Origin of the sequence: Helicobacter baculiformis (assembly GCF_900197685.1) — a bacterium.
GTDB classification, from domain to species: domain Bacteria; phylum Campylobacterota; class Campylobacteria; order Campylobacterales; family Helicobacteraceae; genus Helicobacter; species Helicobacter baculiformis.
The window spans coordinates 1-2322 of record NZ_FZMF01000024.1 but is presented as its reverse complement, the minus strand read 5'-3'; the positions used below and the strand labels follow the sequence as shown (position 1 = coordinate 2322).

General features: G+C 41.2%; 4 protein-coding genes and 1 pseudogene. All 5 read left to right on the top strand.

The features are described 5' to 3' along the window. The coding region (locus C6G87_RS04825; RefSeq protein WP_158653099.1) for a putative barnase/colicin E5 family endoribonuclease at positions 1 to 267 on the top strand (267 nt) is incomplete at its 5' end. Between the two features lie 112 nt (positions 268 to 379). After that, positions 380 to 973, top strand: a complete 594-nt coding sequence (locus tag C6G87_RS04820) for a polymorphic toxin type 50 domain-containing protein (protein WP_104752395.1) — start codon at positions 380 to 382, stop codon at positions 971 to 973. Beyond that, positions 970 to 1227: a hypothetical protein gene (locus tag C6G87_RS04815; RefSeq protein ID WP_233709017.1), complete on the top strand. Its 258-nt coding sequence runs from the start codon at positions 970 to 972 to the stop codon at positions 1225 to 1227. The genes C6G87_RS04820 and C6G87_RS04815 overlap by 4 nt, the downstream gene beginning before the upstream one ends. A 93-nt stretch (positions 1228 to 1320) precedes the next feature. After that, entirely contained in the window at positions 1321 to 1584 is a 264-nt protein-coding gene (locus C6G87_RS04810) for a hypothetical protein (RefSeq protein WP_233709016.1), read from the top strand. Between the two features lie 89 nt (positions 1585 to 1673). Continuing rightward, positions 1674 to 1979: pseudogene (locus C6G87_RS08825) on the top strand (LPD3 domain-containing protein); the annotation flags it as partial. Between the last annotated feature and the right edge of the window lie 343 nt (positions 1980 to 2322).

Sequence of the window (2322 nt, the reverse complement as noted above, 5' to 3'; positions counted from 1 at the left end):
CAGAAGTTGGCTAGGGGGTTAGAGGAGATCGTGCAGAAGGGGGAAATTGCAAAGAGACAAGGCAGGAGGGAAGCTTATAATATCGAATATGATGGTTTTGTTGTAGGAATCAATAGAGGCTACAATAAGCAAGGCGACAACTATTGGATAGTTACAGCTTTTGATAAAAAAACGCCCATTGGAGAGAAAATCCCTAAGACAGCACGCGCTAAGGATTTGACTAAAGGGGCGGACAATCTCCCTTTAAACTCTAACAAAGCGCTTTAGCACATCCCCCCTTAAAGAGCAAGAGTTCTAACTTTAGTAAAGCGTGGCTTCACACAGAACAGCTTGAGCAAGAAGGAACAAGAGCCATAGCATTGAGGAGTTTAAAACCCATTTGCGCGCTCTAGGGCAGCGTGTGGAGTTTGACAACGCCACCCGCGCGCTGATTAGGGAGATTGAGGGAAGTATCCCCCCTGATGATGGAGGCGGTGGGGGTGGACTTGTGCCCCCTAGCAAGAGTGAGGGAAGTGAAGGAGGCAATAAGCGCCCAAAAGATAGCCCAGAGGGGTTTAAAGAGGATGGAGGAGAGGGGGGAGGATGGGATATTAAAGAGATTGCCAAACGGCAAGAGGCGGAGAGTGATTTAAAAATGGAGCAACGCATTAAGGCAATGATTGATGCATATTTGCCTCTGTTAAAGCTAGATGAAAAGCAAAACCGCTATATTTTAGGACATAAGGGTTACATAGAGGGGCGGAGTTATTACACAGAACCTATAAATGTAGATAAGGTTAAAGAATTGGTTAAAACCGGAATGGTTAAATTTACAAGAAAGAATGAATGGGATGAGAAAATAATTATAGATTATCCGGGTATTCTCATGCCTCATGAAAAAACAAGCATTAAAAAGCCTATTCCAACAAGCAAAAGTAAAGTTCATTTTAGTAATGATAGTTTTCATATAGTGCCATACAGGGACGACATATGATCTATATCAAAGACTTAGAACGATGGAAAAAATGGTTTGTGCGGATTGAGAGCACAATAAGAGAGCCAAAAGAGGGTATTTTTTGGGGTTATGATGGTCCTTCTTATAATGATGTGGATGATGAAATAGAGGAGGATGAGTTGTTGTTGCGCATAAAGTCGGCTGATGGAGGATACTATTTGCTAGTTTATGGAGATGGCGATATTACCAAATTCACCCCTATACGCAAGGCTACTAAAGAGGAGATGAGTTAGAAAAATCCAGTCCATACGCACAAGGAGGAGTAAAGTTCATTCTAGTAATGATGGTTTTCATATCGTACCTTATGTAGGTAAGAGAGGTGGGAAATGATAGATATTTTTAGCCTTGAGAAATATTTGGATTGGTTCGTGCGTGTTGAAAATAAAAATGGCAAAATAGATGAGGGGGCTTTTGTGGGCTATGATGGTCCTAGTTTCGACCCCGATGAAGAGGGGGAGGATGAAATCTTGTTACGCATCAGAACCCCCGATAGCGATTTTTACCTTTTAAGCTTTGAGAGTGCTGACATCGCTACTTTCACCCCCATTAGAAAAGCCACTAAAGAGGAATTAGGCATGTGGGGACGCTAGCCTAAAGAATAATTCTAGGAGATTGAGGGGGGTTAGATGGTGGTGAAAACTTTGAATACACCACACAAGGAACTAAGAGTTACACAGATTTAAGGGGGGATTTAAAACAAAGTTTGACACCCATTTTAAACCAAGACATTAAAAACAAAGAAGCAGGAGTTATTGCACGCATTTCAAGAAATGGACTGGACAAAATATCCAGTAAAAAAGCCTTAGATAAGAGTCTAGAAAATGGCTTTACCAAAGAAGAACATTTTAGAGTGGGAGCGGATATTAAGGCTCTTTTTGAGACTGTGAGATTGAGGAAAACACATGTTGACTATAAGGGACGTTCAGGAGTAGAAGCAATACATAGATATTTTACGGAGATTAATATCAATAACAAAAAAGCGTAAGCTAAGATCACGGCAAGAGAGACAACAGACCAAGGACATAGAATCTATAGTTTAGAGCTAGAAGAATTAAGCCCCCTGCCTTGAGGATTGTAGCACACCTTACAACCCAGTAGGGGCGAGCTAAACTCACAAACACTTTGGAAGATATGCCTTTTCCACGACTCTTGTAAAGCCAGCATAGGACCATATGACAAAAATGTTTAATCTTAAATTAAAAAAACAACGCCACTAAGGCGTTAATTAGGGAGATTGAGGGGGGTTGGATGGTGGTGAAAAATCCTTTGAGTATAAGACAGAGGAGAATAAAGGGCTAGAAGACTTAAGAATTGGCGCTCGTGTCATA

What these genes read in the sequence shown, in the direction of transcription:
- C6G87_RS04815 (WP_233709017.1), top strand. Translation starts at nt 970, where the DNA reads ATGATCTATATCAAAGACTTAGAACGATGGAAAAAATGGTTTGTGCGG.
- C6G87_RS04810 (WP_233709016.1), top strand. Translation starts at nt 1,321, where the DNA reads ATGATAGATATTTTTAGCCTTGAGAAATATTTGGATTGGTTCGTGCGT.